The sequence below is a fragment of the Bacillus sp. 05T31 genome (assembly GCF_056396725.1).
Genome location: NZ_JBFTMA010001232.1, coordinates 1 through 630 on the forward strand (window position 1 = coordinate 1; position 630 = coordinate 630).

The window sequence follows — 630 nt, forward strand, 5'->3', positions numbered from 1 at the left end:
AAATAATACCAACAATAATACAAAGACTGTACAAAAAAGCTTCTTGTTTCGTTACCTTTGTAAGCAACGAGCTAAGTGTACTTCCATATATACCAAACCAAAAAACGAGATTTAATGGATTGGATATCGCAATTAGAAATCCTGCCATAAAAGATTGTTTAAGTCCACCTATCTCTTCTTGTTTATATTCCATATTAGAGTGAGAAATTCCTTGTTTTACACTTTGAAACCCTAAATAAAACAACAAGAAAAAACCAGCGCAATACATAAAAGCTTGTACATATGTATACATAAACACAGAAGATAAACCAAAATAAATAAGCAGCATAAACAAAATATCAGCAGTCATTCCTCCGATTCCAACAATCCACGCATGCCAAAATCCACGTTCAATTCCTCGTTTTAACATTTCAATATTAATCGGACCTACAGGTGCAGCTAATGAAATACCTAATACTATTTGTTGTATAATTGCTCCAAACATCACTCTATCCTTTCTACTTCTTTTACTATTAAGTAATGATGTAAATAAAGAAAATAGACTAGCTATCATAAAAATTATTCACTAATACAATACCCTTTTTTATCCAAAATATGCAAAAGAGCCATCCAGTTGATGGCTCTTATTTC

Annotated in this window: 1 protein-coding gene; it reads right to left on the minus strand. The window is 31.3% G+C overall.

The features are described 5' to 3' along the window. On the minus strand, positions 1–484 hold a 484-nt coding region (locus AC1DJR_RS32630), incomplete at its 3' end, for a LysE family transporter (RefSeq protein WP_477004531.1). Positions 485–630: the final 146 nt, after the last annotated feature.